This is a genomic window from Exiguobacterium aurantiacum DSM 6208, assembly GCF_000702585.1.
Taxonomy (GTDB): domain Bacteria; phylum Bacillota; class Bacilli; order Exiguobacteriales; family Exiguobacteriaceae; genus Exiguobacterium; species Exiguobacterium aurantiacum.
On the sequence record NZ_JNIQ01000001.1, the window covers coordinates 2,411,894 to 2,436,332 of the forward strand.

General features: G+C 54.2%; 18 protein-coding genes, 2 pseudogenes and 1 other annotated feature. Of the genes and pseudogenes, 5 read left to right on the top strand and 15 right to left on the bottom strand.

Going from position 1 to position 24,439, the window contains the following annotated elements:
* Window positions 1-262: 262 nt before the first annotated feature.
* Complete coding sequence (locus P398_RS0112725) at window positions 263-910, top strand: YczE/YyaS/YitT family protein (RefSeq protein ID WP_029335579.1); 648 nt, start codon at window positions 263-265, stop codon at window positions 908-910.
* Between the two features lie 47 nt (window positions 911-957).
* Here the strand turns inward: P398_RS0112725 and P398_RS16175 are convergent.
* Together P398_RS16175 and P398_RS0112735 are read right to left on the bottom strand one after the other, a co-directional pair.
* A pseudogene (locus P398_RS16175) lies at window positions 958-1,993 on the bottom strand (zinc-binding dehydrogenase).
* Window positions 1,994-2,081: 88 nt separating this feature from the next.
* Window positions 2,082-3,746, bottom strand: coding sequence for an ABC transporter ATP-binding protein (locus tag P398_RS0112735; RefSeq protein WP_051638912.1), 1,665 nt, complete (start codon window positions 3,744-3,746; stop codon window positions 2,082-2,084).
* Window positions 3,747-3,914: 168 nt separating this feature from the next.
* Between P398_RS0112735 and P398_RS0112740 the strand changes: the two genes are divergently transcribed.
* Window positions 3,915-4,265, top strand: a complete 351-nt coding sequence (locus P398_RS0112740; RefSeq protein WP_024369898.1) for an iron-sulfur cluster biosynthesis family protein — start codon at window positions 3,915-3,917, stop codon at window positions 4,263-4,265.
* Window positions 4,262-4,453, top strand: coding sequence for a hypothetical protein (locus P398_RS0112745; protein ID WP_029335581.1), 192 nt, complete (start codon window positions 4,262-4,264; stop codon window positions 4,451-4,453). The genes P398_RS0112740 and P398_RS0112745 overlap by 4 nt, the downstream gene beginning before the upstream one ends.
* A 56-nt stretch (window positions 4,454-4,509) precedes the next feature.
* Here the strand turns inward: P398_RS0112745 and P398_RS0112750 are convergent, their stop codons facing one another.
* The 8 genes and pseudogenes from P398_RS0112750 to secD all read right to left on the bottom strand — a co-directional run bounded on the left by P398_RS0112750 (window position 4,510) and on the right by secD (window position 17,097).
* Window positions 4,510-5,652, bottom strand: a complete 1,143-nt coding sequence (locus P398_RS0112750) for a hypothetical protein (protein ID WP_029335583.1) — start codon at window positions 5,650-5,652, stop codon at window positions 4,510-4,512.
* Between the two features lie 107 nt (window positions 5,653-5,759).
* Complete coding sequence (gene aspS / locus P398_RS0112755; protein ID WP_029335584.1) at window positions 5,760-7,532, bottom strand: aspartate--tRNA ligase; 1,773 nt, start codon at window positions 7,530-7,532, stop codon at window positions 5,760-5,762.
* Complete coding sequence (gene hisS, locus P398_RS0112760; protein ID WP_034799231.1) at window positions 7,529-8,809, bottom strand: histidine--tRNA ligase; 1,281 nt, start codon at window positions 8,807-8,809, stop codon at window positions 7,529-7,531. Before hisS ends, aspS begins: the two co-directional genes overlap by 4 nt.
* 39 nt (window positions 8,810-8,848) lie before the next feature.
* Window positions 8,849-9,084, bottom strand: a binding site (T-box leader).
* A gap of 38 nt (window positions 9,085-9,122) precedes the next feature.
* The gene (dtd, locus tag P398_RS0112765; protein WP_029335585.1) at window positions 9,123-9,566 is read right to left on the bottom strand and encodes a D-aminoacyl-tRNA deacylase; all 444 of its coding nucleotides are present in this window, start codon (window positions 9,564-9,566) and stop codon (window positions 9,123-9,125) included.
* A 16-nt stretch (window positions 9,567-9,582) separates the two neighbouring features.
* Window positions 9,583-11,772: a RelA/SpoT family protein gene (locus P398_RS0112770; RefSeq protein ID WP_024369892.1), complete on the bottom strand. Its 2,190-nt coding sequence runs from the start codon at window positions 11,770-11,772 to the stop codon at window positions 9,583-9,585.
* 187 nt (window positions 11,773-11,959) lie between these two features.
* The gene (locus tag P398_RS0112775) at window positions 11,960-12,478 is read right to left on the bottom strand and encodes an adenine phosphoribosyltransferase (RefSeq protein ID WP_024369891.1); all 519 of its coding nucleotides are present in this window, start codon (window positions 12,476-12,478) and stop codon (window positions 11,960-11,962) included.
* 1 nt (window position 12,479) lies between these two features.
* Window positions 12,480-14,777, bottom strand: a complete 2,298-nt coding sequence (recJ, locus tag P398_RS0112780; protein WP_024369890.1) for a single-stranded-DNA-specific exonuclease RecJ — start codon at window positions 14,775-14,777, stop codon at window positions 12,480-12,482.
* A 102-nt stretch (window positions 14,778-14,879) separates the two neighbouring features.
* Window positions 14,880-17,097: pseudogene (gene secD / locus P398_RS17190) on the bottom strand (protein translocase subunit SecD).
* A gap of 224 nt (window positions 17,098-17,321) precedes the next feature.
* Here secD and zupT point away from each other — a divergent pair.
* Complete coding sequence (gene zupT, locus P398_RS0112790) at window positions 17,322-18,176, top strand: zinc transporter ZupT (RefSeq protein ID WP_024369889.1); 855 nt, start codon at window positions 17,322-17,324, stop codon at window positions 18,174-18,176.
* A gap of 92 nt (window positions 18,177-18,268) precedes the next feature.
* On the opposite strand, the gene P398_RS0112795 is transcribed toward zupT, so the two are convergent.
* Together P398_RS0112795 and P398_RS0112800 are read right to left on the bottom strand one after the other, a co-directional pair.
* Window positions 18,269-18,568 carry a hypothetical protein gene (locus P398_RS0112795; RefSeq protein ID WP_051638913.1) on the bottom strand — a complete coding sequence of 100 codons (300 nt, stop codon included), beginning with the start codon at window positions 18,566-18,568 and terminating at the stop codon, window positions 18,269-18,271.
* A 193-nt stretch (window positions 18,569-18,761) separates the two neighbouring features.
* Window positions 18,762-20,444 (bottom strand): methyl-accepting chemotaxis protein, encoded by a 1,683-nt coding sequence (locus P398_RS0112800; RefSeq protein ID WP_235263387.1) that lies wholly within the window; start codon window positions 20,442-20,444, stop codon window positions 18,762-18,764.
* 257 nt (window positions 20,445-20,701) lie between these two features.
* On the opposite strand from P398_RS0112800, the gene P398_RS0112805 reads away from it, so the two are divergent.
* Complete coding sequence (locus P398_RS0112805; protein WP_029335588.1) at window positions 20,702-21,856, top strand: NAD(P)-binding domain-containing protein; 1,155 nt, start codon at window positions 20,702-20,704, stop codon at window positions 21,854-21,856.
* Window positions 21,857-21,882: 26 nt separating this feature from the next.
* Here the strand turns inward: P398_RS0112805 and yajC are convergent, their stop codons facing one another.
* From yajC to queA, 3 genes are all read right to left on the bottom strand, one after another.
* A complete protein-coding gene (yajC, locus tag P398_RS0112810) occupies window positions 21,883-22,161 on the bottom strand; it encodes a preprotein translocase subunit YajC (RefSeq protein WP_024369885.1) in 279 nt (92 codons plus the stop codon).
* Between the two features lie 82 nt (window positions 22,162-22,243).
* On the bottom strand, window positions 22,244-23,389 hold the full coding sequence (gene tgt, locus P398_RS0112815) for a tRNA guanosine(34) transglycosylase Tgt (protein ID WP_029335589.1): 1,146 nt from the start codon (window positions 23,387-23,389) through the stop codon (window positions 22,244-22,246).
* Window positions 23,386-24,429: a tRNA preQ1(34) S-adenosylmethionine ribosyltransferase-isomerase QueA gene (gene queA / locus P398_RS0112820; RefSeq protein WP_081828342.1), complete on the bottom strand. Its 1,044-nt coding sequence runs from the start codon at window positions 24,427-24,429 to the stop codon at window positions 23,386-23,388. The genes tgt and queA overlap by 4 nt, the downstream gene beginning before the upstream one ends.
* Window positions 24,430-24,439 lie beyond the last annotated feature (10 nt).

Below are 24,439 nucleotides of genomic sequence, written 5' to 3' on the forward strand. Positions count from 1 at the left end.
GCAACTCGTGGAATATATGTCTTTAGAAGAGAAAGGGGTGCTACACTATGGCTAGAAAAGGTAAATTCGGTACGTTGATCAAAGTCGCGACGGCGGTCGCTCCGTTCGTCTACGATTACTATAAAAAGAACAAAGCAAAAAAATCATCAGCTCCTAAGAAATAATCACGAACGCTTCAGACGATGTCTGAGGCGTTTTTTTCTTGCCGCAAACTCGATTGTGATATGATGATGGAACATTTTAGGGAAACGAGGCGACAAACATGCAAGCGGTATGGGTACAATCTTTACGCATCACGTTGAAGTGGATAATGTTCATGGGCGGCTTGTTCCTCCTCGCCCTAGGCTCATCGATGATGATCACGGCCGACCTTGGCGTCTCAACGTGGGACGTCCTTCATCTCGGCCTTGCCCGCCATACCCCGATTTCGGTCGGGACGATCATTCTGCTCGTCGGGCTGTTGCTCGTGCTGGTCAAGTACATACTCGACCGCATCCGCCCCCAGTTCGGGACGCTCGTCAACGCCATCTTTGTCGGGGTGTTCATGAACCTCATCCTCGACCATCACTGGCTGCCTCGGCTTGAGGGCATCGCCTTGAACGTCGGGTGGCTCGTCCTCGGCATCTTCGTTATCGGGATGGGAGCCGGCTTATATGTCGCCATCGGGTATGGGGCCGGTCCGCGCGACGGGTTGACGCTCGCGTTGGCCGATCGTTTCAACACGTCGGTGCGCATGATGCGAACGTGGATGGAACTGACGGCTTGCCTCATCGGTTGGGTGCTCGGCGGTCCGGTCTTCTTCGGGACGGTGCTGTCGATCTTCTTGATCGGTCCGTTCTTCCAGTTTTGGCTTGAACAGTTCCGGCGCCTCGTCTCGGTCATCGACCGGACGAAAGTCGACCCGGCATGAAAAAGAGAGGAAATCGGACGTCTACGTCCGGTCTCCTCTCTTTTCTGTTATGGGATGAGGACGATTTTCCCGAACTTGCCCCGTTGTTTGAAATACGTCTGGGCGTCTCGCGCCTCATCAAGCGAGAACGTCCGGTCGACGACCGGTTTCATCTGACCTGATTTGATCGCCTCGAGCATCGCCTGAAACTCGGCCCGTGTCCCGAGCACCGATCCGTACATCGTGATGTGCTTCAAGTAGAGCGTCCGGAAATCAAGGTGCGTCTGTTGTCCACCGGCCGACCCGGATATACAGAACTTCCCGCCGTTCTTCAACACATCGAGCGCCGTCTTGAACAACGCGTCACCGACGACGTCGAGCACCGCATCGACCGGCCCCCCCGTTCGCTTCGAGAATATCATCGGCGAGTGTATCGGAACGATAGGAAAAGACACGGCTCGCGCCGAGTGCCTTCAACTTGTCCGCATCTTTTAAATCCCCGACGATGGCGAACACGTTCGCGCCGTGGACGTTCGCCGCGATTTGGACGTTGAACGGCCCGACGCCGCCGCTCGCACCCGTGACGACGATCGTCTGTCCGGACTGAATCTCAATCTGTTCATTCATATGCCACGCCGTCAACCCGCTCACCGTGAACGCGGCACTGTCGACGAAACTGTCGAGCGGCATGTCGTAGCAGAAATCTGCCGGCCAGGCGACATACTCGGCGTAACCGCCGTCATACTCGGAACCGATGAACGACATATCACCTGCGATATGTTCTTCTCCGTCCGCCCCGCTCGACGTGAACGGGAATAAAATGACACGGCGCCCGATCATCGTTTCTTTCACGCCATTGCCGACACTCACGATCTCGCCCGTGACATCTGAACCGGGCACGCGCGGGAACTGGACACCTTCCGGACGCCAGCCGGACTCTTTATCCTTCCCGTACGCCCCTTCCCTCATCCAAATCTCGGTATTGTTGATGCCGCATGCTTTGACGCGTACGAGCACTTCTCCTTGTTTCGGTTCCGGGACCGGGATGTCGACGACTTGTAGTTGGTCGACGTCGCCATAACCGATGACTTGCACTGCTTTCATCATCTATTTCCTCCTCGTCACAATCGTTTCCTTGTCTATAACCATCTAACGCGCGACAGCCACCAAAAAGTCTGGTGGCTGTCCGATATTACAATTGCTGACGGCGAAGCAGGCCTGCGAAGACGCCGCCTTGATTGCTCAATTCATCATGCGTCCCGTCTTCGACGATCCCGTCGGCGGTGACGACGAGGATACGGTCGGCATTCTTCACGGTCGCCAACCGATGGGCGATGATGAGCGTCGTCCGATCGGCCGCGAGTTCATTGAGCGATTCTTGAATGATCGCTTCCGTCTCCGTGTCGAGCGCGGACGTCGCTTCATCCAAAATCAAGATCGGCGGGTTCTTCAAGAACATGCGAGCGATGGCGATGCGCTGCTTCTGTCCGCCCGACAGTTTCAAGCCCCGCTCCCCGATTTGCGTCTCGAGGCCATACTGCAACTCCTCGACGAGCGAGTTCAAGTGCGCCTTCTCGACCGCATGCATGATCTCTGCATCCGTCGCGTCAAGTTTACCGTAGGCGATATTCTCCCGGAGCGTCCCGGCGAACAAGAACACGTCTTGTTGCACGATCCCGATTTGACGACGGAGGCTCTCTTTCGTCATGTCACGGATGTCCATGCCGTCAATCGTGATGGCCCCACCCGTCACGTCATAGAAACGCGGGATGAGCGAACAGATCGTCGTCTTCCCGGCCCCGCTCGTACCGACGAGCGCGACCGTCGTCCCCGACTCGATGTCGAGGTCGATATTCGTCAACACTTGGCGGTAGTCCGAGTAACCGAACGACACGTCGTGGAAAGCGATGTTCCCCTTCAACGTCTTCACGTCGACCGCGTCCGGACGGTTCTCGATGTCCGGCGCCTCATCTAGCAGTTGCGTGAATCGTTTAAATCCGGCCATCCCTTTCGGATACATCTCGAGGAGCGCCGTGATCTTCTCGATCGGTTTGATGAGCAAGTTCATGTAGAGGATGAACCCGACGAGCTGCCCGTAAGACAGTTGACCTTGATACGTCAAGTACGCCCCGTAGACGAGGACGAGTAACGTCATGAGCCGCGTCGTGATGTAAATACCGGCGAGCGACTTACTCATGACCCGGTACGCCTCAATTTTCGAGCCGCGGTAGAAGTTGTTGTCTTGTTGGAACCGGTTGATCTCGAACGTCTCGTTTGTGAACGATTGGACGACGCGTGCGCCCGAGACACTATCCTCGACGCGGGCGTTCACTTCGCCGATGTTCGTATACATCTTCTGCCACGCCTTATTCATGTTCTTGTTGGCGTACGTGATCATGATGACGAGGAACGGAACGGCGACGACCGTGACGAGTGCGAGCTGCGGATCAATCGAGAACATAATCCCGAATGCGCCGAGGAGCGTCATGATGGCGATGAAGAAGTCTTCAGGTCCATGGTGCGCCACTTCGCCGATATCGAACAAGTCGTTCGTCACCCGGCTCATCAAATGGCCGGTCTTATGGTTATCGAAGAAACGGAACGACTGTTTATGGATGTGGGTGAACAGCTCTTCGCGCATATCGGTCTCGATATTGATTCCGAGCTTGTGCCCCCAATAGTTGACGACGTACTGCATCATCATGGCGAGTATGTAAAGGATGAGCAAGCCGATGCTGATGATGATAATCCAGTTCCATTCCCCTCCTGGCAACAAATCGTCGATGAACCATTGGACGGCGAGCGGAAAGCCGAGCTCGAGCAGCCCAACGAGGATGGCGAACGAGAAATCGAGGATGAATAACTTCTTATGTGGACGGTAATAACTAAAAAAAACGTGAGATCATGTCGTTTCCCCCTTCTAAACAAATAGTTTACGCCTTTTTGCAGGAAGTGGAAAATGGGAAGCACGTTTTTTTCAATCTTTTTTCAGGCAAGGTATAATAGAAGTAAGGAGTTGATTCAAATGAACGTACAAATTACAGAGCATGCCCAAGAGCGGATTAGCGCTCTAAAAGGCGATCGTAAGGGACAGATGCACTTGTTTTATGAGACGGAAGGTTGTGGCTGTGGCAATAGCGGCATCTTCGAGATTCGCTACGTGACCGAGACGACGCCGGAAGACGTCGAGATCGACTCGAACGTCGGCCCGATCCTCATCAAGAACTGGACGAAGATCTTCCTCGACGAAGACATGATCATCGACTATCGTGACGACAAACGGACGCTCGTCTTGAAGAGCAACGGCCAAGTGTTCAACTCGAATTTGCTCGTGACCGACGGGACCGGTTGCCAGTTGAACGTCCCGAGCCGATGAAGCAGACGCTTGTCAAACACCCGAAGTTGATTCTTTTGTTTGCGCTCAGCTTCGGGCTCGGTTTGTTCGGTATCTACCTTGCCTTCATGGACTCTGTCTATACGATGACGGCCGTGATCGCCTCGCTGTTCGCGTTCGGGTTCGCGCTTCAGCAGACGGCGAAGAAGATGAGTGACCAAGAGGAGTAGAAGAAAAAAGCAGAAAGACGCCACTCCTAAAAAGCGGAGTGACGTCTTTTAACGTTTCAATCGACTTGAATCGTATTAAACGTAATCAACCCATCCTCTGTGAGCACACCATAGGCCACACACCCGTCGATGTAAATCGGTTTCGACGTCGTCCCGCCCGTGTTCGGTAACGTCGCTACGCTTTCTTGACTCAAGTCTGCAATCAACAACCGATTCATCCCTTCCCGGAAAAGGATCCGATCGTCGTCTAGGAAACGAAACGCATCAAACGATATCTTTGTCTGTGATCCTCTATATTCAAACGTTTGGGAAGAGGATTTCGAGACAAACTCCGCTCGACCTTCTTTGCCGAGCGCGACATAGTCAGTCCCCATCCCAAAATCAATCAATGCGCCCATCTCTTCGTCAAACGAACCATCGGCTGAAACAAGCCTCGTCGTTTTGTCCCCATGATCAAATAGGCTTTGATGGACAATTCCGCCGTTCATACCGCCACGGTAGTCGAATGCGTACTCACCGTCCCGTTTCTCTCCTTCTTGGAGCGTGTACGTCCGTAACGTTTCAACCGACCCTTCCGTCGGCGAATAATGCACCAAACTTGATGTCGTCACCGCCTCTGACGCCACATAGTCGACCCACATAAAGCTGTCTTCTGAAGTGACCACATGCGGAAGGGACGTCTGAAACGCGCTGACGCCTTCGTCAAGTTCAGTCGGCTTCGTTTCACTCATCTTCATCCGAAAGATCGTCCAGGCAAAAGCTTCACCCTCAACCATGTCGTACTCGAGCCAAACCAACTCGTCATCGATGCCGACGAGATTGCCAATCGTTTTGGACGTTTTGTAAATCGATTGGTTCGATGCTTGTTCCGTGTCATAGACGAACACTTCATGCGTCGCCTCACCCGTCGTATACGTATAGACGATCCGCGTGTCGACGAGATGCTCCGGTGCGATCATCGGTGTTTGATCAGCGAAGAATAGCGACAGGTCATACGTCGTCATTTCCCCGACTGACTCGATTTCCCCGGCACTAGACAACGAAATCGTGTCGTCATGTTCTTGAACTGATTTTGTCACCGTCTCATCAATGGATTTCTCGATTTGTGGTGTTGCTTTCGATTCCGCGAAGCAACCGGACAAAGCGACCGACACGGCCATCGTGAGTCCGACCCATATCATGCTTTTGTTTCGTTTCATCATTATCCCCTACTCTACATACAATTTATTCCATAATCATAACATCATTTCCCTTCTTTAGAAATATAAAAAAGACCCGCCAATTGACGGGTCCTTGTAACGAACACTTATTTCTTCTCTTTCACCGCGGTGCGAATCGACAACTCCTCGAGCTGTGCGTCCGCGACCGGGCTTGGGGCTTGTGTCAACAGACAGCTCGCCGAAGCCGTTTTCGGGAAGGCAATCGTGTCACGCAGGTTCGAACGACCCGCAAGGATCATGACGAGACGGTCGAGACCGAGTGCGATGCCCGCGTGTGGCGGTGTACCGTATTCGAACGCTTCGAGCAAGAAGCCGAACTGGTCGACCGCTTCTTCTTCTGTGAAGCCAAGCAACTTGAACATGCGCTCTTGAATGTCACGCTCATAAATCCGTTGCGATCCGCCGCCGAGCTCATACCCGTTCAAGACGAGGTCATACGCGAGGGCGCGTACGCTTGCTGGGTCCGTCTCGAGAAGATGGAGGTCGTCACGGTTTGGCATCGTGAACGGGTGGTGGTTGGCGTAGAAACGGCCGTCTTCTTCTTCGAACGTGACGAGCGGGAAGTCCGTCACCCAAAGGAAGTTGAACTTCGACTCATCGATAAGTCCGAGCTCATGTCCGAGCTTGACGCGAAGCGCGCCGAGGCTGTCGGCGACGACAGTCGGTTTTGACGCCACGAAGAGGAGAAGGTCGCCCGCTTCCGCGTTCGTCGCTTCGATCAACTTCTGGGCGTACGTCTCGTCGAAGAACTTGGCGATCGGTCCGTTCAAGCCTTCCGGTGTCACTTTGAGCCAAGCGAGTCCTTTCGCACCGTAGACGGCTGTGAACTCTTGAAGCTTGTCGATGTCTTTACGCGAGAATTTGTCCGCCTCGCCTTTGACGTTGATCGCTTTCACTTGTCCGTTCGATTCTAACGCCATGTCGAACACTTTGAAGCCGGCACCTGTGACGGCGTCCGCGACGTCAATCAGTTCGAGACCGAAACGTGTGTCCGGTTTGTCTGAACCGAAACGGCGCATCGCTTCGAAGTGCGTCATCCGTTCGAATTTGGCTGGCGTGTCGGTGCGACCGAGCGTCGCTTCCATCACTTGTGCCATCATCGATTCCATCATCGCCATCAAGTCTTCGACGTCCATGAAGCTCGTCTCGATGTCGACTTGCGTGAATTCCGGTTGACGGTCGGCCCGAAGGTCTTCGTCACGGAAGCAACGTGCGATTTGGAAGTAACGGTCAAATCCGGCTACCATCAAGAGCTGTTTGAACAGCTGCGGCGATTGTGGGAGCGCATAGAACTCACCGCCGTGGACACGGCTCGGGACGAGATAGTCACGTGCGCCTTCCGGTGTCGACTTCGTCAAAATCGGTGTCTCGACTTCGAGGAACTCCTCTTCCGTCAAGAAGTTACGGATCGTGTTCGACGCTTTCGAACGGAGACGGAACGTTTCTTGGAGCGCCGGGCGACGGAGGTCGAGGTAACGGTACTTGAGTCGAAGGTCTTCCGATACGTTCTCGGCCTCGTCCCCGATCGGGATCGGTGTCATCTTCGCCGCATTCAAGATGTTGATCTCTGAGGCGATGACTTCGACGTTCCCTGTCGGCATGTTCGGGTTCTTGTTCTCACGCTCGAGGACGGTCCCTTTAATGTCTAAGACGTACTCGCTGCGGATCGACTCGGCGAGCTTATGGACCGCCTCGTTTTCCGGGCGGACGACGACTTGGACGATGCCTGTCCGGTCACGAAGGTCGATGAAGATGAGACCCCCGAGGTCGCGACGTTTTTGTACCCATCCTTTAAGTTGTACTTCTTGGCCGATCAGTGACTCGGTCACGCGGCCGTTCATATGTGTGCGTCCAATCATTGTGCTGCTCCTTCCGATAGTTCACGAATTTTGTCTGCGACGGCCGAGAGCGGCACGTCGATTTGTTCCCCTGTCGCCATCACTTTGAGCGATGCCGAGCCGCGCTCGACTTCGTCGTCTCCGAGGATAACGGTGAATTTCGCCTGTAAGCGGTCGGCTTGTTTGAATTGACCTTTGAACTTGCGGCCGAGGTAGTCGCGATCCGCTTTGAACCCTTCGATGCGAAGCAGTTGCAATAGGCGCGTCGCCGTCACTTCGACTTCTTTGCCGCCTTGGGCGACGACGAAGACGTCAAGGCCTGTCTCAAGCGTCGGGAGAACCCCTTCATTCTCAAGGGCGAGGATGAGGCGTTCAAGTCCGATTCCGAAGCCGATTCCCGGCATGTCCGGCCCACCGATGTCTTGGACGAGGCCGTTGTAGCGTCCACCGCCACAAAGCGTCGTGATGGCGCCGAACCCTTCCGCCTCCGACATGATTTCAAACGCCGTGTGCGTATAGTAGTCAAGACCACGGACGAGCGTCGGGTCGACCTCGTACGCGACGCCGAGCGCATCTAGCTGCTCGAGCACTGTCTCAAAGTACGCCTTCGACTCAGCGTTCAAGAAATCAAGGATCGACGGTGCCGTCTTCATTGACGGGTGGTCGCGGTCGACTTTACAGTCGAGCACGCGGAGCGGGTTTTGGTGAAGCCGCGTCTGACAGTCTTGGCACAGCTCACTCGCGACCGGTTCAAAGTGACGGATGAGCGCTTCACGGTGCGCGTTGCGGCTCTCGGCGTCCCCGAGCGAGTTGACGACGACTTTGATCTTCTTCAAACCGAACGATTTGTAAATCGAATAGGCGAGGCTGATGACCTCGGCGTCGACGGCCGGGTCACTGCTGCCGATCGCCTCGACACCGTATTGGTGCAGTTGGCGGAAGCGGCCTTTTTGCGGACGCTCATAACGGAACATCGGTCCCATGTAATACAATTTCGTCGGCTGGTCGGGGCTGCCGAACAGTTTGTTCGTGACGAAGGCACGGACGACCGAGGCCGTCCCTTCCGGACGGAGCGTGTACTCGTCCTTGCCCTTTTTCACGAGCGTGAACATCTCTTTTTGGACGATATCCGTCGTCTCGCCGACGCTTCGTGTGAACAAATCCGTCGTCTCGAAAATCGGTGTGCGAATCTCTTTATAGTTGTAACGGGCACTGATGTCGCGTAATTTCTCTTCAACATATTGCCACGTCTCGACCGTGCCCGGGAGCAGGTCTTGTGTACCGCGTGGTGCTTTCATCAACATTCCCTCCTTAAAATACAAAAAGGCCCTCGTCCGCAAAGGGACGAGAGCCTGTCTAGGTTTCCCGTGGTACCACCCTCGTTGCAGAGCCAATGCTTGAAACTCTGCCACTCGAAATCGGTTAACGCCCGATGAAACGGCTCCCTCTACTATGAGTTCAAGGAAGCACCTCCAAAGTGTCGTTCGGGTCATCATCCAGTCGATGCTTTCAGCCTTGGCATCGCTCTCTTTGCTGGTGGGGTGACCGTACTCTTCTTTATCACAGGTGTTAGGTTATATGCTTCATGATGCCGAATCACGCCCGCTTCTGTCAAGCGTTTTTTTCGAGCATGAGCGTCACCGGTCCGTCATTGACGAGCGCGACGTCCATCATCGCCCCGAACTTCCCGGTCTCGACGACGAGGCCGTGCGTTCGGAGGCGGTCGTTGAACTTTTCGTAAAGCGTCTCGGCGACGTCAGGTTTCGCTGCTTGCGTGAACGCGGGACGGCGCCCTTTTAACGTATCGCCGTAGAGCGTGAACTGAGACACCGACAACACTTTGCCGGCGACGTCTTGAATCGACAAGTTCATCTTCTCGTCCGCGTCTTCAAAGACACGGAGACCGGCCACTTTATCGGCGAGCCAGTTCACTTCCGTCTCGGTATCTTCGTGGGTCACGCCGACGAGAAGCAGATAGCCGGCATCAATCGCGCCGACGATTTCCTCGTCGACGGTAACGGATGCTTCTTTTACTCGTTGCAACAATACACGCACTGAAATCTTCCTTTCGTCACGTCATCATGACTCGGCTCACCGAGTACACGTCCGAAATTTGTTTGATTCGGTCGACGACTTTTTGCAAATGGTTCACGTTCGGGATCGAGATCGTCATCGAGATGCGGGCCTGTTTGTTCGTGTCCCCGCGTCCGCTGACGGCGACGATGTTCGTGTTCGTCGCCGAGACGGCTTGGAGGACGTCGTTCAACAAACCAGACCGATCGTAGCCTGTGATCTCGATATCGACGTTGTAGTTCTTCTCTTTCGCTTGTCCGGCTTCCCACTCGACCGTGAGGAGACGTTCCGGATGCTGCTCGTTGATGATGTTCAAGCAGTCTTTCCGGTGAATCGACACGCCGCGTCCGCGCGTGATATAACCGACGATCTCGTCACCCGGCACCGGGTTACAGCAGCGGCTCATCCGGATGAGCATGTTGTCGATCCCTTTCACAGAGACGCCAGCCTCGGCCGTTTTCTTCTTCGGCGATTGACTCACTTTCAGCTCGTTGATCGCGTCAGACAGCTCGAGTTTCGGCTCTTTACGCTGCTTCTCCGTCAATTTGTGGGCGACTTGAGCAGCGGTGATGCCGTGATAGCCGACAGCCGCATACATCTCTTCCTCGTTGCCGAAGTTGAACTTCTCGACGACGACGCTAATCGATTGATCGTCAATGACTTCTTTCGGCTCGAAGCCGAGTTTCTTGATTTCGACCTCGACGAGTTCTTTGCCTTTCTCGACGTTCTCTTCGCGCTGTTGACGTTTGAACCACTGGCGAATCTTGTTCTTCGCTTGGCTCGAGACGGCGAGTTTGAGCCAGTCCTTGCTCGGACCGTAACTATGTTTCGACGTGATGATCTCGATGATGTCGCCTGTCTCAAGTTTATGGTCGAGCGGCACCATCCGTCCGTTCACTTTCGCGCCCGTCATCCTGTGTCCGATCTCGGTGTGGATGCGATACGCGTAGTCGATTGGGACCGACCCTTTCGGCAACTCAAACACGTCGCCTTTCGGTGTGAAGACGTAGAGCATGTCGCTGAAGAAATCGACTTTGAGCGATTCCATGAACTCTTCCGCGTCCGTCGTATCTTTTTGCAATTCAAGAATTTCACGAAGATGGGCGATCTTCTCATCGAACCCGTTCGTCGCGACGTTCTTTCCTTCCTTATACGCCCAGTGTGCGGCGATCCCGAACTCGGCGATGAAGTGCATGTCTTTCGTGCGGATCTGCACTTCGAGCGGCTCACCTTTCGGTCCGATCACCGTCGTGTGGAGCGATTGATACATGTTTGGTTTCGGCATGGCGATATAGTCTTTGAAACGACCCGGCATCGGCTTGTACTGCGTATGGATGATCCCGAGGACGGCATAACAGTCACGAATCGAGTCGACGATGATACGGACGGCCATCAAATCATAAATCTCATTGAATTCTTTTTTATGTTTCACCATCTTGTTATAGATGGAATAGATGTGTTTCGGACGACCGTTCACGTCCGCCTCGATACTCACTTCCTCGAGGACCGCGTTCACTTCCGTGATGACCGACGTGACGAGTGCTTCCCGTTCCGTGCGTTTCTGTTTCATCATCGAGACGATCTTGTAGTATTGCTGCGGATTGATATAACGTAACGAAATATCCTCGAGCTCCCACTTGATCGTCGAGATCCCCATCCGGTGTGCGAGCGGGGCAAAAATCTCGAGCGTCTCTTCTGCTTTTTGAACTTGCTTCTCTTTCGGCATATGTTGAAGCGTCCGCATGTTGTGCAGACGGTCGGCGAGCTTGATCAAGATGACGCGCACGTCTTCTGCCATCGCGATAATCATCTTGCGATGGTTCTCGGCGAGCTCTTCTTTTTTCGATTTATACTTGATCTTACCGAGCTTCGTCACACCATCGACGAGCATGGCCACGTCCACACCGAACTCGTCAGCGAGCTCTTTGAGCGTGACGTCCGTATCTTCAACGACGTCGTGCAGCAGTGCCCCGATGATCGTCGTCGCGTCTAACCCGATATCAACGAGAATACCGGCCACTTGGACCGGATGGAGGATATAGGGTTCGCCGGAACGTCGGAACTGACCGGTGTGATGCAGTTTTGCGTATTCGTAAGCGCGCTTCACTTCGGCAATATCATCTTCACCCATATACTCCCCGAGCGCGTCGAGAAGGTCCTCAATACTTACGATTTGTTTTTTGGTCATAACATTCGACACCCTTTTTCTAACCGCCCCAATCGTCTCGGATTCGACGCAGCATGGTAGTAGTAAACGTTCATATCTATTCTAATTTTACTTACTATTATCAAAAAAATCTGACGACCTGTCAAAGGTTGTGGGTTATTTTACTCAAAAACTATTCAAAAAAGGGAAGCGAGCGCTTCCCTTTCGATCAATCTTCGTAACGGATGAGTGAGAATACGTCGTATCCTTCGAGACGCTCACGTCCGCCGAGGCCATCAAGCTCAATCAAGAACCCGATTCCTGCGACGACACCGCCGAGTTGTTCAATCATTTTGATTGTCGCTTCAATCGTTCCGCCTGTCGCGAGCAAGTCATCCAATATGACGACTTGTTGACCTGGCTTGATTGAATCTTTGTGCATCGTCAAGATGTCTGTCCCGTATTCAAGACCGTAAGCGACGCGAACCGTCTCGCGCGGCAACTTGCCTTCTTTACGGACCGGCACGAAGCCGATCTCGAGCGCGTAAGCGGCCGGGCAACCGACGACGAAACCGCGTGCCTCAGGACCGGCGATGAGTTCTGCGCCGCGCTCCTGTGCATACGTGACGAGTTCGTCCACTGCTTTTTTATAAGCGACACCATCTTGCATGAGTGACGTGATGTCTTTAAAGCTGATTCCTTCTTTCGGGTAATCCGCTACTTCTTTAATATGTTGTTTGAAATCCATTTTATGAGTAAGCCTCCTGCATCTTGTTCGATCGCAACGTTTGTAACCGCTCTTTCAGTTCCGCCAACGACGCATAGACGTAACGCTCTTCGAGTTGTTGTTTCCCGACTCGACGTTTATAGCATGGCGCTTCGGTCAAATCACGTTTCGGCGCTTCTGGATTTACTCCAGGCAGTCCGTCTTCCATTGTAACAAGAAATTCGAGTTCAGAGAATACTTGATGCATAAATTGAATCGTATTTTTTGACCATTTTCGCTCGATTGACAAACGAATCAAGTTTTCTCGCAAGTTTTTCCGTTCGCACGTCGCCATATGGACGTAGTATGTTCGGAAATCTTCCCGTGTCGGCAATTTCTCGAAGAACGACCCACCGCCTTGACCGAACGCACAGTACACACGTTCGACCCCTTCGTGCAAACGCTCAGCTAGCTCAGACTCGTCATCCGGCAAATCGAGCAACACGACGAAACGATTGAGCGGCTCATCCCCTTCATGAAGCGGGAACGTCTCGTCCGTCCCTTGGAACGAGACGAATGAGGTCGCGTCCTTCGGCAAGTCATTCAGCTCTTGCCGTGAATTCTTCTTGCCGCGATAATCGAACACTTGGAAATCGTCGACGCGCATGTCTTGAATCATGAGCTGCGGCTTTCGCATCCCGTTCCATTCGTTCACTTGCAAACTGCCCATGAGCGAGACGTGGGACATCTTTGAAATTTCCGAGACGACGTGGCCGAAACCAAAACCGATACCGTCAAGTTCGCGTTTGTCCCCAGCGAGTTGCACTTTCAAATGGGAATTATCACGGCCAATTTGTCGGATGTCACGAAGCCTTGCGTCCGACACGACGACGCGCGGCGATGGATTCCCCATCCCGAACGGGGCAAGTTTACCGATTTCGGCGATCAAGTCGAGCGTCACATCGTTCACGTCGAGTTTCAAATCGACGTTCACTCGGGCGACGAACGTTTCATCCGGAATCGCTTCCGCCTGCTCGTTCAACCGCTTCCGCAGTTCGGCGACGTTTTCTGACAAGAGCGTCATTCCGGCCGCAGCCGGGTGTCCACCGAAGTGCGGAAGGATGTCTTCATTTTTCGATAGTTCCTTGAACAAGTCGAAGCCATCGATCGAGCGGCCCGACCCTTTCGCCTTCCCTGTTTTCGGGTCGTGACAGAGCAAGATGACCGGGCGGTAATACGCCTCGACGAGTCGTGACGCGACGATCCCGACGACACCGGGATTCCACCGTTCGCTCGCAACGACGAGGACGCGATCGTCCGTCATCGATGCCTCGACGAGCTCGGTCGCCTCTTTCGCAATCGTCTTGACGATATCTTGGCGTTCTTTATTTTGTTTGTCGAGCTGTTGTGCGAGCTCGAGCGCTTCCGCTTCCGTCTCGGCGAGGAGCATCTGCAAAGCAGGCATCGCCGAATCGAGGCGACCGGCCGCATTGATCCGTGGCCCGAACGCGAAACCGACCGATTCCTCGTTCAGCGGAGCATCCGTCAACGCGCATACTTCGCGCAGCGCGAGGATCCCAGGACGTTTTGACTCGTCGAGTGCCTTCAGGCCGAGCTTCGCGAGCAGACGGTTCTCGCCATCGAGCGGCACGAGGTCGGCGATCGTCCCGAGGACGGCCAAGTCGAGCAGCTCTTCCGGCATACGGCCGAGCACCGCGTGGGCGACCTTCAAGGCGACACCGGCACCAGCCAACTTATCGTACGGGTACGTGGCATCGAGATGCGGGTGGATGATGGCGAACGCATCCGGGAGCGTCTCTTTCGGCTCGTGGTGGTCGGTGAGAATCAAATCGACACCGAGTTCTTTTAAGAGCGCCGCCTCTTCAATTCCGGAGATGCCGCAGTCGACGGTGATGATGAGCGTGAACCCTTCATTCGCCGCCCAACTGAACGCCTCTTTATTCGGCCCATACCCTTCCGTGAACCGATTCGGGATATAGCATTCGGCCATGACGCCGATTTCGGTCAAGGCGTGCCACATGACGGCCGAGGCGCTCACCCCGTCGACGTCGTAGTCGCCGTAGATGAGGACCATCTCCCCGTCATCAGCCGCCTGTTTCAAGCGTTTGACGACTTTGTCCATCTGTTCAAACAAGAACGGGTCGTGGAACGACAGCTCGTCCTCGATGTGAAGGAACGCTTTCGCCGCCTCCACATCGTGATGTCCGCGTTCGACGAGGAGCGTCGCGAGTTGCTCCGATATATTCAGTTCGGTTTGGATTCGTTCGATAGCGACCGTATCCGCTTCCGGATACACCCACCGTTTTTTTGCATGATACATGTCCTTCACTCCAATCAACTGTTGATTATATCAGATGGAACCGTGGATGTGCCGTCTTGACATTTAAAAAGGTCCCCCGAGCGAACTCGGGAGACCAAGGAATTATACTTCTGGGGCAGGCTCAGCTTTCTTTTTATTGAGTGTCGTCCGTTTAAGGAGCAACCACAAGTAAGAAGCGATAAAGAGCGATGAATACATCCCCATGAACAAGCCGACGAGAAGGGCGACCGCGAAGCCACGAATCGATTCGGCGCCGAACACGTAGAGCGCAAGTGCCGTCAAGATGACGGTGATGACCGTGTTGACCGAGCGAACGATCGTCTCTTGGATCGATTGGTTGACGATTGAGCGGTAGACGTCCATCGACTTGATCTTCCGCTCTTTCTCATACGTTTGAATGTTCTCACGGACACGGTCGAACGTGACGATCGTATCGTTGACCGAGTAACCGATGATCGTCAAGATTGCGGCGACGAAGTACAAGTTGACCTCGATGCCGAAAATCGAGAAAGCGACGATCATGAAGAACGCATCGTGGAGCATCGCGACGACGGTCGCGACCGCATATGAGAATTCAAAACGGAACGTGATGTAGAGAATGATCCCGAGCGAGGCGAGCGCGACCGCATAGATCGCGTTGCGGGCGATGTCGCGGCCGACTTCGGCCGAGACGGTGCTAATGTTCGGGTCGCTGCCGAACGTCTCCGTGAAGACGTCTTTGACAGAAGCGACGTCTTGTTGACCGAGCTGTCCGACGAACGTCACGTTCGCGAGCGTCCCGCCGTCAGCGTACTGGACAGACGAAATCGACTCGTCGACACCGGCTTCTCTAAAGGCGGCTTCTAGTTCTTCTTGCGACACTTGAGTCTCGGACTGGACTTCGACCCGTGTCCCGGATGCGAAGTCGATCCCGAGGTTGAGACCACGGAAGAACAAGATGCCGAGACCGATGATGACGATGGCGCACGAGATGAGGAACATCGTGCGCATATGTTTCACATAGTTCCATTCAGTGAGTTTAAAGTTCACGGATTTCACTCTCCTTCACACCAAACCAGCCTTTGCGCTTGTCGAACAAGCGACTAGCGACGAGAAGGTGCATCAAATAACGTGAGATGAAGACGTTCGAGATGAACGTCATCGCGATTGAGATCATGAGCATGATGGCGAACCCTTTGACCGAGCTCGTCCCGAAGTAGAACAACACCGCGGCCGAGATGAGCGTCGTCAAGTTGGCATCGATGATCGTGCTGAGGGAACGGCGGTTACCGGCGCGGAATGCCGACAACACCGATTTCCCGGAGCGAAGCTCGTCTTTGATCCGCTCCGCCGTGATGATGTTCGCATCGACCGCCATCCCGACCCCGAGGACGAGGGCAGCGATCCCTGGAAGTGTCAACACGGCGTTGATACCGTTGAAGAACAACATGATCAAGTTGATGTAAAGTACGAGCGTGATGATTGAGACGAGACCTGGCAAACGATAGAAGAACAACATGAACAAGAAGACTGCGGCAATCCCGATCAAGGAAGCGAAGACCGTCTTGTCGAGCGCGTCTTGACCGAACTGGGCCGAGACCGACGTCGAGTAGATTTCTTCAAGCTTGACCGGAAGGGCACCGGCGTTCAAAATATCGGCAAGGCGCTGTCCGCTCTCGGCATCGATGCCGCCACCGGAGATGATCGCTTTATCCGACAAGATCGGTCCGTTGACCGATGCGTCCGATACGATTTTCGAGTTCTCTTTTTGAATCTCTGTTTCATACGTGTCGCCTTCTTCAAAATCTAACCAGATGACGAGACGGTTTTCCGGTGCCGGACGTTGCGAGATTTGCGACGTCACTTCACCGAACTTGTCGGCTGATTGGAGCGTCAACTCGACGACCGGCTGACCTTGTTGGTTGTAGCTGATCGAGGCCCCGCGTGGTGCGAGGTCTTTCCCGTCGAGGAGGACGTTGTCGTCGATGTCACGGAACGTGAGCTGTGCCGTCGATGACAATACTTCCCGCGCATCGTTTTGGTTCGATACGCCCGCGAGCTGGACGCGGATGCGGTTGCTGTCCTCGATGCGGATATCAGGTTCCGATACCCCGAGCACGTTGACACGGTTGTTGATGGCGCGAACGGTTGCATTCATCGCCGACTGGTCGATGACGTCGCCGTCCTCGAGCGGCTGCACTTCGTACAGCACTTCGAACCCACCTTTTAAGTCGAGTCCGAGGTTCGTGTTTTTCACGACCCAAGGTGTCGTGAGCACGGCGAGCAAGATCGTGGCGATCATAATGACCGCAAAGATCGCAATATTCCCTTTTTTGTACATACGGCTATTTCCTTTCTAAAACACATGTTCTGTTTGAAAATCTTCTCTCGTTAACATTACAAATATTCTAAACAATTATCAATCGTTTTCCTAAAATTGTAACACCAAACGGTCATTTCCCATGATTGTTTTTGCGTTAGAGACTAAATGTTGCGCAAGGGCAAAACTTGTTGTATGCTGAATTTATCGAAAAATGAAAACTATACACAAAGGAGCTTTAACTTATGGATAGCACAATTCTTTACGCCTTCTTGCTTACCTTATTCGCCGGACTCGCGACCGGCATCGGGAGTATGATCGCGTTCTTCGCCAAACGGACGAACACGGCCTTCTTGTCCGTGTCCCTCGGTTTTTCAGGCGGGGTCATGATTTACGTCTCGTTCGTCGAGATCTTTCCGAAAGCGCTCGAAGAACTGATCGGCGCCCACGGCGAACAGGCCGGGACGATTTATACGGTACTCGCCTTCTTCGGCGGGATGCTGCTCATCGCTCTCATCGACAAGTTCATCCCGTCACCGGAGAACCCGCATGAAGTGAAGTTCGTCGAGACGATGCAAACCGACCCGTCGACGCAAGAGATGGCGACGACGGCGACGGCACAGGCCCCGCTCAACGAAGCGTCTAAAAAACGCCTTCATAAGATGGGCCTGTTCATGGCGCTCGCCATCACGATTCATAACTTCCCGGAAGGTTTGGCGACGTTCATCTCGGCCTTGAACGACCCGGCCGTCGGTCTCGCCATCGCGATCGCAATCGCCCTCCATAACATACCGGAAGGGATCGCCGTCTCGGTACCGATCTATTACGCGACCGGTTCCCGGAAAAAGGCACTCAAATACTCATTCTTATCTGGTCTTGCCGAACCGGCAGGCGCCATCGTCGGTTTCTTGATTTTAATGCCGTTTTTGAGCGACACGGTGTTCGGTCTGTTGTTCGCCGCCGTCGGTGGCATCATGGTGTTCATCTCACTCGATGAACTGTTACCGGCCGCCCGTGAATACGGCCGCGCCCACCATGCGGTGTACGGCATGGTCGCCGGGATGATGGTCATGGCGACGAGCCTTGTGCTCTTAATGTAATAGAAACAAGACTATGACAGTTGAGACTATATGAAAGAGGTCGTTGGAACGGATTATCCGTCTCAACGACCTCTTATTTTTTTCCATATTAATTACTCGTCCGAATTTTCCCGTTCAAAACATTCTAGTGCTTCCACATGAGCAATTCCTCTAAGCCTAGAAAGGTTATTAAGATCAAATTCATTATTCTTCATCCAAATTTGGGCTAAAGACTCACCGCAACTTGCTCGTATCATTTCATCTGTATGTTTATCATTGGCAATGGTCAACAGCGCAGTTTGTATTGATGGGTCATTCGAAACGAAGCCTAAATCTATTGCAGCGTCGTCTCTTTCGGCATCGCTTGCAGTAACGTCTAACACTAGCTCGATTAGATCTTTTGAATTGTCCATCGTTTACCTCGCTCTAAAGTAGTCTGATCATTGATACAAAACAATGAGAGATTGAAGTTTTACACGTCCCTTTCTAGATAAACTTATCATACGATATAAATGACTGATCAAGATAAAAGATTGCAACACCCCGTCTTGAGATGGAGTGTCGCAATCTTTTCGAAAGGATATTTCATCACCTGTTCACTTCGACTTAAGACGTCTTAAACAAATGAACAAGGTCCTTCAGCTCGACCGACATGTGGCTCATCGTCTCGGCGATGCCGTTGATTTCTTGGATGGCGGCGAGTTGCTCTTCCACGTTCGCCCCGGCCTCTTCGACGCTCCGTTGCGTCGATACGGCGTTCGTCGACATATCCTCGACCGAGACGGCAACTTCCGTCGTGTTCGCGCTCACTTCTTCTGTCGCGGCGGCGATCTCGCTCATCTGACGGGACGTCTCTTGAATGACCGAGACGATCTCCTTGAACGCTTCCGCGACTTCCCCCATTTGGGCGACCCCGCTCGAGACGTGTCCGCTCGTCACGTCAAACGCCGACTCGACTTGTTTCGTGTCGCGTTGGATGTCGCCGACGACCGCTTGAATCTGTTTGGCCGACTGTTTCGACTCCTCGGCGAGTTTCCGCACCTCGGCCGCGACGACGGCGAACCCTTTTCCGTGCTCTCCCGCCCGTGCCGCTTCGATGGCGGCGTTCAAGGCGAGCAAGTTCGTCTGCTCGGTGATGGCCGTAATCGAGCGGGTGATTTTCTCGATCTCGAGTGACTGGTTCGAGAGCCGCTCGACCATTTGTTGAGTCAAATCGTTGGCCCGTTGAATCTCCTGCATTCTCGCCTCGGCGAGTTGGATCGTCTCGAGTCCCCCGCTCGCCGCTTCGAGCGTGTGGATCGTCTGTTCGTTCACGCCTTGCGAGGCGGCCGCAATCTGGTTCAGGCCGATGACGGCTTGATTGGCGCCGGACGTACCTTCCTCAGCTCGTTTGGCCGACAATTGGGCGGCGATGTTCATGTCTTCGAACAGACCGGCCACGCCTTGTGTCGTCGTCGCGACGTGATCGGTGCTCGCATACAGTTCTTCCGAGTACGCCGTCACTTTGTCCGAGGCGGCGCCGACTTGGCGAATCAAGCCGACGAGGTTCCGCTTCATATCGTTGAACGCCGTGACGAGGTCCCCGAGTTCGTCGTTCGACTCGACCTCGATGTCTTCTCCCGTCAAGTCGCCTTCCGCGACGACACGTGCCTCATTGACGAGGCGATTGATCGGTTTCAAGAACAGTTTTTGTAAAGCGAGCAACGAGAAGATCCCGATGCCGACCCCGATGACACTAATGATGATCATCCATACGATTGACTGGGCCGCGCTCGTTTGAACGGCATCCGTCTCTGCCGACAATAGCTCGGCTTGATGGGCGACGAGGTCTGTCACCGTCATCCGCACCCGGTCCGTCGTCGGCGTCACGCTCGTGTTGAGCACCGTCTTGAAGCCGATCTCATCTTGTTGTTGCCGGAGCTCGATGGCACGTCCCATCTCGGTATCGAGATGTTGATTGAACTTTTCCAAGTCACCGAGCCAGCTGAGCACCTTCTCGTCTGTCGACGCCGCTTGCAAGCTGTCCATCAACTCATCCCGCTTCTGTTGCGACGCCTCAAGGCTGATGAGCGTCTTCGGGTTCGAGACGAGCAAATAATAGTTCAAATAGCGTTCTGCATCCGTGACGGTGAGCGCCAAATCTTCGGCGATCAACATCTGTTCGAGCCCGTCATTCAAGACGCGGTCGTACTCGGATGTCGTCCGTTGCAACTGATACGAGCCGAGCGCACCGACGAACAAGAGCGCGATGATCGTCGGGACGAGGGCGATCGCCATTTTCCGTCGCATCGAAGCCCGTCCCAATTTTTTGGCTGTTCGAGGCTTCCGTCTCCAGTTCGTCAACTGTCGTACATATCGTTTCACGTCCATGTCCATTCTCCTTCATGTCAAAAGTCTTCTCATTTCGACCTTAATGCAAACGTTTTCACGATGCAATTTGATTTTTGGAAATAAGGTCGATGAATCGACTCATTGACGAAGATTGACAAAAAACAGCCATTTCCGTTATTCTTAAATCGTAATAATTACTGTTTAAGGAGTACACTATGATTCTTTCACATACACGACTATTGATCATCGGCGGCGGCATCCACGGGACGACGCTCGCCGTATCTTATCTCGAACAAGGCGGCAGCCGCGAAGACTTGCTCATCATCGACGCGAACGACCGACTGCTAGCCAATTGGAAAACACAGACGGCGGAAATAGAGATGACCCATCTGCGCTCGACACGGGTCCATCACGTCTCCTCGAACCCGCACGCGTTGAAACAGTTCGCGACGCGTCACGATTATGGGTCGAATCATTTCAAAGACCGGTTCGGCAGACCCTCGCTCGCCTTGTTCAACGATCATTGTGACCGGACGATTCAGGACTTGGAGCTTGAATCTCGCTTGATCGGTAACGAGGCGGTCCAATCGATTGAACGCACGGAGGAAGGATACGTCGTCACCACGACTAATCGCCGCATCATAGCGGAAACCGTTATCGTCTCAACAGGACAATCGAGCACGATGCACCTACCCGAATGGGGTGACTTACCGACATGTCGCCACGTCTTCGCAAAAGAAGACGTACGGGAACGCAATGTCGTGACGATCGTCGGCGGAGGCATCACGGCGCTCCACTACGTGATCGCCCGCGTGAAACAGGGTCATCTCGTCACGCTCGTCACGAAACGCCCGCTCGAAGTGAGCCAGTTCGATGCCGACCGCAGTTTCATGGGTCCGAAAGGGTTGCGCGCGTTTTATGAGCTCGACGACAATTGGCGCGAAAAACGGGCGTTCGTGAAGCGCGAACGAAAACCGGGCACGTCTCCGAACGACCTCGTCTTGAAAGTGAAGCGGTTGATTCGCGACGGGATCATCCATCACGTCATCGGTGAGCCGGTCCGCGACGGTAGCCGGCTCTTCGTCGACGGTGTGTCCGTCCCTTCCGAGGAAGTCGTCTGCTGCACCGGCATCCGGCCAATCGACCCGAATCAGTCGTTTTTACGACCGTTGCTTGAGCAACTTGACCTCCCGCTCACGCCGTGCGGCACACCGGTGCTCGACGAGACGCTCGCCTGGACGGATGACTTCTATATGACCGGTCCTTATGCCGATTTGATTCTCGGACCGTTCGCCCGCGCCATTTACGGTGGACAAGAAGCCGCGCGTCGCATCGTGCCACAGCTCTTGAAGGCCAAACAAAAAGTCTGACCGGGTGTCCGGTCAGACTTTTTTGCTTACTCCGCGAACGAAGCGTTTGCTTTTTTGACGACTTCAGCGATCGCGCTCCGGTTGAAACGGAGGAGCGACTGGTCGCACTTCAACACGACTTGCGTGTCTTCGATTTGGTGGACGACGCCGTGAAGGCCGCCGATTGTTACGACGTGATCCCCACGCTCAAGCGCGTTTTGCATCGATTGAACTTCTTTCTGACGTTTCGTCTGTGGACGGATCAACAAGAAGTAGAATACGACGAAAATAAGGATCATCGGCAATAATGCAATGAGAGTTTCCATGTGTAAAATTCACCCTTTCCTTCAATATCAGGTTCATTATACCGTGAAACTGAAACGTTGTCACACAATGACTGTGGAAGAATTAGAAATTCTTGGCGTTCGGTTTGTTATACCCATATTCTTCGAAAAATTCTTCTTTGAAGTCGCGCAGACGGTCTTCGCGAATCGCTTGACGCACTTGTTCCATCAACTTCACGAGGAAGTGAAGGTTGTGTGTCGAGCAGAGGTGGAGCCCGAACATCTCGTCGGCACGGATCAAGTGGTGGACGTACGCGCGTGAGTAGTTCTTACACGTGTAGCAATCACACTTCTCATCGATCGGCCCGAAGTCGGTCTTATGTTTCGCATGCTTGATCGTCACGCGCCCTTTCGACGTCATGAGCGTCCCGTTGCGGGCAATCCGCGTCGGCAAGACGCAGTCGAACATGTCGATTCCGCGAATCGACCCTTCAATCAACGCGTCCGGCGAGCCGACACCCATCAAATAGCGAGGCTTGTCTTCCGGCATGAACGGCGTCGTGAACTCGAGCGCGCGATACATGACGTCTTTCGGTTCCCCGACCGACAGTCCACCGACCGCATAACCCGGGAAGTCGAGTGAGACGAGATCGGCCGCACTTTGACGGCGAAGGTCCTCGTATTCTCCCCCTTGGATGATCCCAAACAACGCTTGGTCCTCTGGGCGCGTGTGTGCCTCGAGGCAACGCTCGGCCCAACGGCTCGTCCGTTCGACCGACTTCTTCATGTACTCATGTGTCGCCGGGAACGGCGGGCACTCGTCGAACGCCATCATAATATCCGAACCGAGCGCGTTTTGAATCTCCATCGCCTTCTCTGGTGAGAGGAACAGCTTGTCCCCGTTCAAATGGTTGCGGAAATGGACACCCTCTTCTTGGATGTTACGAAGGTCGGCGAGCGAGAACACTTGGAACCCGCCAGAGTCCGTCAAGATGGCGCCGTCCCAGTTCATGAACTTGTGCAGGCCGCCCGCTTGTTTGACGACCTCGTGCCCCGGACGGATCCATAAGTGGTACGTGTTCGATAGGATGATGTTCGCTCCCATCGCTCTCACTTGCTCAGGAGCCATCGTCTTGACGCTCGCCTGTGTGCCGACCGGCATGAAGACAGGTGTCTCGAACGAGCCGTGCGGCGTATGGACGATCCCGTGCCGCGCCCCTGTCTGTTTACATGTGTGAATATGTTCGTATGTGACTGCGTGTTTGGTCATTTGTTCTCTTCCTTCCTCGTGATGAGCATCGCGTCTCCAAAACTGAAGAAGCGGTAACGTTCTTGTACCGCGGTGCGGTACGCGTTCAAGATGATGTCGCGTGACGCGAACGCCGAGACGAGCATGACGAGTGTCGACTTCGGCAGATGGAAGTTTGTGATCAGTCCATCGATTGCCTTCAACTCGACGCCTGGGTAAATAAAGATGTCCGTCCAGCCCGATGACTCGACGAAGTCCCCGTGGTCGCGCACGATCGTCTCGAGCGTTCGGGTCGATGTCGTCCCGACGGCGAAGACGCGGCCGCCGTTCGCACGGACGTCGCGGAGCGCCTCAGCCGAAGCGGCCGACAGCTCGAAATATTCGCTGTGCATCGTATGCTCCTCGATCGAATCGGCCGTCACCGGACGGAACGTGCCGAGCCCGACGTGGAGCGTGAGCGGGATGAGCTTGACGCCTTTCGCTTGTGCCGCCTCGAGCAATTCTTCCGTGAAGTGGAGGCCTGCCGTCGGTGCGGCCGCGCTCCCCCGCTCTTTCGCATACACCGTCTGATAACGGTCTTGGTCGTCGAGCTGCTCGCGGATATAAGGCGGGAGCGGCATCGTGCCGAGCTCATCTAAAATCTCATAGAAGATGCCATCGTAATCGAACTTGAAGCGGCGTCCGCCTTCAGGGAGCTCCTCGACGCACTCGGCGCGGAGAAGTCCGTCACCGAACTCGACGATGGCGCCGACGCGCACTTTCTTCGCCGGCTTGACGAGCGCTTCCCAGACGTCATCTTCCGTCTGCTTCAAGAGCAACAATTCGACTTTGCCGCCCGTCTCTTGCTTCGCCCCGAACAGTCGGGCCGGGAGCACGCGCGAGTCGTTGACGACGAGGGCGTCGCCTGCATGTAAATAGTCGAGCACGTCGCGGAAATGCCGGTGCTCGATGTCGCCTGTGTCGCGGTCGAGGACGAGCAAGCGTGAGCTCGTCCGGTCGAGAAGCGGCACTTGGGCGATCAGTTCTTCTGGTAACTCAAAATCATAGTCGTTTACGTTCAATTGAATGTCT

Coding starts and splice junctions, on each gene's coding strand:
- P398_RS0112750 (WP_029335583.1), bottom strand. CDS start 5,652: ATGAAACGAAACAAAAGCATGATATGGGTCGGACTCACGATGGCCGTG.
- P398_RS0112795 (WP_051638913.1), bottom strand. CDS start 18,568: ATGGACAATTCAAAAGATCTAATCGAGCTAGTGTTAGACGTTACTGCA.
- P398_RS0112805 (WP_029335588.1), top strand. CDS start 20,702: ATGATTCTTTCACATACACGACTATTGATCATCGGCGGCGGCATCCAC.
- P398_RS0112800 (WP_235263387.1), bottom strand. CDS start 20,444: ATGCGACGGAAAATGGCGATCGCCCTCGTCCCGACGATCATCGCGCTC.
- zupT (WP_024369889.1), top strand. CDS start 17,322: ATGGATAGCACAATTCTTTACGCCTTCTTGCTTACCTTATTCGCCGGA.
- P398_RS0112725 (WP_029335579.1), top strand. CDS start 263: ATGCAAGCGGTATGGGTACAATCTTTACGCATCACGTTGAAGTGGATA.
- P398_RS0112775 (WP_024369891.1), bottom strand. CDS start 12,478: ATGGATTTCAAACAACATATTAAAGAAGTAGCGGATTACCCGAAAGAA.
- hisS (WP_034799231.1), bottom strand. CDS start 8,809: ATGAAAGCACCACGCGGTACACAAGACCTGCTCCCGGGCACGGTCGAG.
- yajC (WP_024369885.1), bottom strand. CDS start 22,161: ATGGAAACTCTCATTGCATTATTGCCGATGATCCTTATTTTCGTCGTA.
- P398_RS0112770 (WP_024369892.1), bottom strand. CDS start 11,772: ATGACCAAAAAACAAATCGTAAGTATTGAGGACCTTCTCGACGCGCTC.
- tgt (WP_029335589.1), bottom strand. CDS start 23,389: ATGACCAAACACGCAGTCACATACGAACATATTCACACATGTAAACAG.
- P398_RS0112740 (WP_024369898.1), top strand. CDS start 3,915: ATGAACGTACAAATTACAGAGCATGCCCAAGAGCGGATTAGCGCTCTA.
- recJ (WP_024369890.1), bottom strand. CDS start 14,777: ATGTATCATGCAAAAAAACGGTGGGTGTATCCGGAAGCGGATACGGTC.
- P398_RS0112745 (WP_029335581.1), top strand. CDS start 4,262: ATGAAGCAGACGCTTGTCAAACACCCGAAGTTGATTCTTTTGTTTGCG.
- aspS (WP_029335584.1), bottom strand. CDS start 7,532: ATGATTGGACGCACACATATGAACGGCCGCGTGACCGAGTCACTGATC.